Origin of the sequence: Microbacterium sp. (assembly GCF_031178525.1) — a bacterium.
Classification (GTDB): Bacteria; Actinomycetota; Actinomycetes; order Actinomycetales; family Microbacteriaceae; genus Microbacterium.
The window spans coordinates 1-6,443 of the sequence record NZ_JAPSJA010000145.1; the positions used below are offsets into that span (position 1 = coordinate 1).

Sequence of the window (6,443 nt, forward strand, 5' to 3'; positions counted from 1 at the left end):
CTCGCGTCCGCGCATCCCGACACGTACGAGCGCATCCTGGTCGACGCGCCCTGCACGGGACTCGGTGCGCTGCGTCGTCGTCCTGAGGCGCGCTGGCGCAAGCAGCCGTCCGATGTCGCCGAGCTCGCGGACGTGCAGGCAGGGCTGCTGCGGTCGGCCATCACGGCACTGAAGCCGGGCGGCACCGTCGCGTACGTCACGTGCTCCCCGCATCTCGCGGAGACCGCGGCGATCGTGGCGCGGGTGCGCGAGGAGCTGGGCGATCTGGTAGAGGAGCTCGACGCGCGTGCCGTGCTGCGCCGTGTCTCGCGCGGCGCCATCGACCTGCCCGCACCGCTGTCGGGTGCGGGACACGCGCAACTCTGGCCGCATCGTCACGGCACCGACGCGATGTTCCTCGCACTGCTGCGCAAGACGCGCTGACCGACCGGAAGGACCGATCCATGCCCCCGCACCCGCCCTCCGGTGCGTCCGCGCCGCGCATCAACCCGAGCGTCCTGGCCGCCGACTTCGTGAACATGCAGGCCGAACTCGCGCGGATCGCGTCGGCGGACTTCGTGCACGTCGACGTCATGGACAATCACTTCGTGCCGAACCTGACGTTCGGCCCGCAGATGGTGGAGCGCATCCAGGCGACGAGCCCCGTGCCGCTGGACGTGCATCTCATGATCGACGACCCGGATCGCTGGGCTCCGGGGTATGCCGAGCTCGGGGCCGCGTCGGTCACGTTCCACCTCGAGGCCGCGGCCGATCCCCTCGCCCTCGCGCGACGGCTGCGCGAGATCGGGGCGCGCGCAGGCGTCGCGGTGAAGCCGGACACCGACGTGGCGGTCCTCTTCGACCATCTGCATGAGTTCGATCAGATCCTCGTGATGACGGTCGAGCCGGGCTTCGGCGGGCAGGGCTTCATGCCCGAGACGATGCCCAAGCTTCGCCGTCTGGCGGACGAGACCCGGCGCCGTGGCGCGGACGTCTGGCTGCAGGTCGACGGCGGCATCGCGGCGGGGACGATCGCTCAGGCGGCCGAGGCGGGGGCCGACACGTTCGTCGCCGGATCCGCCGTGTTCGGGGCGGACGACATCGACGCGGCGATCTCGGGCCTGCGCACCGCCGCCGCCGCGCATCGGCACTGATCTCCCCACGCACGTCCCGGCGGCGAATCCGCCCTCCGAATCCCCGGTAGCCTTGACGGGTGAAGACTTTCGACGACTTGTTCGCCGAGCTGAGCGAGAAGGCTCAGACGCGCCCGGAGGGATCCGGCACCGTCGCACAGCTGGACGCCGGCGTGCATGCGATCGGCAAGAAGATCGTCGAGGAGGCGGCCGAGGTCTGGATGGCCGCCGAGTACCAGTCGGACGACGAGGCGGCCGAGGAGATCTCGCAGCTGCTCTACCACCTGCAGGTGATGATGATCGCGAAGGGCTTGACGCCGGCCGACGTCTACCGACATCTCTGAGGCGCGCCCGGACCTCGTCGACCACTCCCCGAAAGCCACCATGCTCCGCATCGCCGTCCCGAACAAGGGATCCCTCTCCGACACCGCCGCCGACATGCTCGCGGAGGCCGGCTACGCCGGTCGGCGCGACAGCAAGCAGCTGCACCTCATCGACTCGGCCAACGACGTCGAGTTCTTCTTCCTGCGTCCGCGCGACATCGCGACGTATGTCGCGCTGGGCGCGCTCGACGTCGGCATCACGGGCCGGGACCTGCTGCTCGACGTGCGGATGCCCGCGCGCGAGATCGAGTCGCTCGGCTTCGGCGACTCGACGTTCCGCTTCGCCGGTCCTCCCGGACGGTTCAGCGGTCTCGAGGACCTCCAGGGGCTCCGCGTCGCGACCGCGTACCCGGGACTTGTCGACGCGTTCCTCGACGAGCGCGGCATCGCCGTCGACATCGTGCCGCTCGACGGCGCCGTGGAGTCCGCCGTCCAGCTCGGCGTCGCGGACGCTGTCGCGGATGTCGTCTCGACCGGCACGACGCTGCGCCAGGCGGGCCTGGAGATCTTCGGTCCCGTGCTGCTGGAGTCGGAGGCCGTGCTGGTCGCCGGCCCGAAGGACGCCGAGGGCACGGAGACGCTGCTGCGTCGCCTGCGCGGCGTGATGGTCGCACGCCAGTACGTGATGGTCGACTACGACCTGCCGGCGCACCTGGTCGACCGTGCGGTCGAGATCGCCTCCGGCATCGAATCGCCCACCGTCTCGCCGCTGCGCGACCCCGAGTGGGTCGCCGTGCGCGTCATGGTGCCGCGCAAGGGCGTCAACCAGGTGATGGACCAGCTGTACGAACTGGGCGCGCGCGCGATCCTGGTCACGGCGATCCACAACGCGAGGCTCTGACTCGTGGGCGTCGCCACACGCGTCATCCCCTGCCTGGACGTTGCCGCCGGTCGCGTCGTGAAGGGCGTGAACTTCGAGAACCTGCGCGAGATGGGCGACCCCGTCGAGCTCGCGCGCACGTACTTCGACCAGGGAGCCGATGAGCTGACGTTCCTGGACGTGACCGCCACGGTCGACGAGCGCGCGACGATGTACGACGTCGTGCGGCGCACGGCCGAGGAGGTCTTCATCCCGCTCACGGTGGGCGGCGGTGTGCGCACGGTCGACGACGTGGCGCGCCTGCAGGAGGTCGGCGCCGACAAGGTCGGCGTGAACTCCGCCGCGATCGCCCGGCCCGTGCTGCTGAACGAAATCGCCGACCGCTTCGGCGCGCAGGCGCTCGTGCTGTCGCTGGACATCAAGCGCTCGCCCCGCACCCCGTCGGGGTTCGTCGTCACGACGCACGGGGGCCGGACCGAGACCGACCTGGACGCGCTCGCATGGGCGCGCGAGGCGATCGAGCGCGGCGCGGGGGAGCTGCTGGTCAACTCGATCGACGCCGACGGCACCAAGCAGGGCTTCGACCTCGAGCTCATCCGCCTGATGCGCGAGGCGTCGCCCGTTCCCGTGATCGCCTCCGGCGGCGCGGGCGCGCCCGAGCACTTCCCGCCGGCGGTGGCCGCCGGCGCCGACGCCGTGCTGGCCGCGAGCGTCTTCCACTCCGGCCAGCTCACGATCGACGACGTCAAGCGCGCCCTGCGGGCAGAGGGGATCGAGACCCGATGAGCGATCAGGACCTCGAGAACCGGATCGCGCGCGTCGCCTTCAACGCGGACGGCCTCGCGCCGGCGATCGTGCAGCAGTGGGACAGCGGTGAGGTGCTCATGCTCGCCTGGCTCGACGCCGAGGCGCTGCGCCGCACGCTCACGACCGGCCGCGTGACGTACTGGTCGCGCTCCCGCCAGGAGTACTGGCGCAAGGGCGACACCTCGGGACACATCCAGCGCGTGATCGAGGCGCGCCTCGACTGCGACGGCGATGCCGTGCTGCTGAGGGTGGATCAGGTCGGTCCGGCGTGCCACACCGGCACGCGCACCTGCTTCGACGACGGTCCGGACGGATCGCGCGACCTGCGCGCGGTCTCCGCGGACCCGGACGCCCGGGACGCATGAGCCTTCGCACGCGCGCCAAGTCGCTCACGGTCGTCGCGATCCTCGCGGCGGGCGCGGTGGCCCTGATCGGCTCGACGCAGACCTGGGCCGTCGCCCGGCTTGCGGAGGGCGCGCTGCCGGTCCCCGGTGCGACCGCGGTGCCCGTCCTGCAGCCTCTCGCCCTCACGACGCTCGCGCTGGGACTCGTGCTGACCCTCGTGGGGCGCGCGCTGCGCTACGTGCTCGGCGGCCTCGCCGTCGTGGTGGCCACCGGGCTCGCCTTCCTCTCGGCGCGCATGGTGGTCGCCCCGCCGCTGACGGCGGTGGCTCCCGCGGTCACCGAGCGCACGGGACTGGCCGGCGCCGAGGCGATCGCGGGAGTCGTTCGAGACGTCACGGCGACGCCATGGCCGCTCGTCACGCTGATCGCGGCGATCCTGATCGGCCTCGCGGGCATCGCGGTGCTCGCGACCGCGCACCTGTGGGCGCGCGGCGGACGGCGCTTCGGCGCGGCGACCGACAGCACCGCGCGCGACGACGCCGCCCCGCTCGACGCGATCGACTCCTGGGACGACCTCTCCCGCGGCGACGACCCGACGCGCTGAGGAAGCGTCCCCGCCGCGATCGTCTGCCACACTGAGGCGCATGCGTGACCTGCTCCGACGTGCGTCGGGTGTGAGCGTCGGCGGCGCGGGCGGAGCCCTGCTCTCTGCGCTGGCGACGTTCGCCCTCGCCGCCTCCCTGACGCCCATCGGCGCCGCAGCCTCTGCGTCCGACTCCCATCCGGATGCGCAGGATGAGTCGTCGTCTGCCGTCACGATGGCACGCGACGACCTCGCGCGGGTCGCCGAGAGCACGGCATTGGGCGTGGATGACGCGGGAGGCGACGTCACGGAGGACGCCGCCGATCCGGACGGCGAACCGAGGGTGGACTCACCTCGCGGCGCCGTGGACGCGCCCGGGGCGCAGCGCGCAGCGCCCTACGCCGTTCCCGGCGGCGTCGTGGGCTTCGAGGCCGGGAACATCATCAGCGACGCGGTCTTCACGAACAAGGCCACGATGACGGCGACGCAGATCTCGGCCTTCATCGACAGCAAGGTGGCGGCCTGCCAGGCGACCTACGTCTGTCTCGAGGACTTCGTCCAGACGACGACGACGCGGGCGGCAGACGCGTACTGCGCGCAGTACCCCGGGGGCGCGAAGGAGAGCGCCGCGCGCATCATCTCCAAGGTGTCCCAGGCGTGCGGAATCAACCCGCAGGTGCTGCTGGTGATGCTGCAGAAGGAGCAGGGGCTTGTTACGCACGACTGGCCGAGCACGTTCCGGTTCACGAGGGCGATGGGGATGGGCTGCCCCGACAACGCGGAGTGCGACAAGAGGTTCGAGGGCTTCTTCAACCAGGTCTACGGCGCCGCGCGCCAGATGAAGATCTACAGCACGGAGACCGACTCCTTCTCCTGGTACGCGCCCGGCGCGACGCACGAGATCCTGTACAACCCGGACAGGTCCTGCGGAACCGCCCCGGTGTACATCCGGAATCAGGCGACGGCGAACCTGTACTACTACACCCCGTACCAGCCGAACGCGGCTGCCCTGGCGGCCGGTGCGGGAGACGGGGACGACTGCTCCTCCTACGGCAATCGCAACTTCTACACGCTCTTCCGTGCCTGGTTCGAGACCACCGGCGGCGGGAGCGCACCCGCGACGTACACGCCGGGGGTCCCCACCGTGACGGGAACAGCCGCCGTCGGCAGGACGCTGACCGCCTTCCCCGGAGACTGGACGTGGCGGACGGCGTTCGGCTATCAGTGGCTGCGTGACGGCGCGCCGATCAGCGGCGCGACCGCGCCCGCCTACGTGCTTCGGGCGGCCGACCTGGGCAAGAAGATCGCCATCCGCGTGACGGGCAGCCTCGCGGGCCACACCGCCGTGACGAAGACCTCCGCCGCCAAGAGCGTCGCGCGAGGGACGCTGTCGGCACCGACACCGGCGGTCACGGGAACCGCAAAGGTCGGACAGCTTCTGACGGCGAAGCCGGGGACCTGGACCGCGGGGACCAGGCTCACGTATCAGTGGCTGCGGGACGGCCGGTCCATCACCAAGGCCACCCTCTCCCGCTATCGGCCGACGGCGGCCGATCTGGGCAGGAAGATCACGGTCCGTGTGACCGGGACGCTGCCGGGGTACGCGACGGCGTCGAAGACGGCGGCCGCGAAGACCGTCGCGCGAGGGACCCTCGTCGCATCGACGCCGACGATCTCCGGCACGGCGAAGGCGGGGAAGCCTTTGACGGCGAAGCCCGGCTCGTGGACGCCGGGCACGAAACGGACGTACCAGTGGTTGCGGGACGGGCGGCCGATCACGGGCGCGACGGGCTCGCGCTACACGCTCAAGACCGTCGATGCCGGCAAGCGCGTCGCCGTCAGGGTCACGGGCTCCCTCGCCGGGTACGCGACCGTGACGAAGACGTCCGCCGCGAAGACCATCGCCAGGTAGCGGCGTCCTGCCCGCCGCCCGCGTGGTCATCGCGCGTGAGTCCATCCAGCGGGGCACCGCGGGACGGATCAGGCCGCGTGCTCCCGATAGACTTGCGGAGGTCCCACGCAACGAAGGAGAACATCCGACATGAGCCACTCGAACGGCGAACCCGGTCACGGACACTCGCCCGCAGCCTGGACAGCCGTGATCATCATGCTGGTCGCGGTCGCGCTGGGCACGGTGGCGCTGTTCATCGATCAGTGGACGCTCTTCTGGGTGGCCGCCGGTCTGCTCGTCGTCGGCGCCATCGTGGGCTGGATCATGGGCAAGGCCGGCTACGGCGCCAACGGACCGAAGTCATCGCCGAAGGCGCACTGATGCTGCTCGCCGACCTCACGGCCGGCGCGGTGGAGGATGCGGAGACCCGCAGGCTCTCGCGCCCCCTGGCAGAGGTCGAGAAGGCGGCGCTCGCTCAGGCGCCGGCGCGGGATGCGCTCGC

At 71.4% G+C, this 6,443-nt stretch carries 8 protein-coding genes and 1 pseudogene; all 9 read left to right on the forward strand.

The features are described 5' to 3' along the window. Positions 1-423 (forward strand): annotated as a pseudogene (locus RIF89_RS09765) (rRNA small subunit methyltransferase B); the annotation flags it as partial. Positions 424-443: 20 nt separating this feature from the next. Then, entirely contained in the window at positions 444-1,133 is a 690-nt protein-coding gene (rpe, locus tag RIF89_RS09770; protein ID WP_309068925.1) for a ribulose-phosphate 3-epimerase, read from the forward strand. A 59-nt stretch (positions 1,134-1,192) separates the two neighbouring features. Continuing rightward, positions 1,193-1,456, forward strand: a complete 264-nt coding sequence (locus tag RIF89_RS09775) for a phosphoribosyl-ATP diphosphatase (RefSeq protein WP_203138573.1) — start codon at positions 1,193-1,195, stop codon at positions 1,454-1,456. A gap of 40 nt (positions 1,457-1,496) precedes the next feature. Then, positions 1,497-2,336, forward strand: a complete 840-nt coding sequence (hisG, locus tag RIF89_RS09780) for an ATP phosphoribosyltransferase (RefSeq protein ID WP_309068926.1) — start codon at positions 1,497-1,499, stop codon at positions 2,334-2,336. A gap of 3 nt (positions 2,337-2,339) precedes the next feature. Beyond that, on the forward strand, positions 2,340-3,101 hold the full coding sequence (hisF, locus tag RIF89_RS09785; RefSeq protein ID WP_309068927.1) for an imidazole glycerol phosphate synthase subunit HisF: 762 nt from the start codon (positions 2,340-2,342) through the stop codon (positions 3,099-3,101). Further along, a complete protein-coding gene (gene hisI / locus RIF89_RS09790) occupies positions 3,098-3,487 on the forward strand; it encodes a phosphoribosyl-AMP cyclohydrolase (protein WP_309068928.1) in 390 nt (129 codons plus the stop codon). Before hisF ends, hisI begins: the two co-directional genes overlap by 4 nt. Further along, entirely contained in the window at positions 3,484-4,071 is a 588-nt protein-coding gene (locus RIF89_RS09795) for a Trp biosynthesis-associated membrane protein (RefSeq protein WP_309068929.1), read from the forward strand. Before hisI ends, RIF89_RS09795 begins: the two co-directional genes overlap by 4 nt. A 40-nt stretch (positions 4,072-4,111) precedes the next feature. Continuing rightward, the gene (locus RIF89_RS09800; protein ID WP_309068930.1) at positions 4,112-5,962 is read left to right on the forward strand and encodes a hypothetical protein; all 1,851 of its coding nucleotides are present in this window, start codon (positions 4,112-4,114) and stop codon (positions 5,960-5,962) included. A gap of 129 nt (positions 5,963-6,091) precedes the next feature. Continuing rightward, positions 6,092-6,322 (forward strand): HGxxPAAW family protein, encoded by a 231-nt coding sequence (locus tag RIF89_RS09805; RefSeq protein ID WP_309068931.1) that lies wholly within the window; start codon positions 6,092-6,094, stop codon positions 6,320-6,322. The last annotated feature ends 121 nt before the right edge of the window (positions 6,323-6,443 follow it).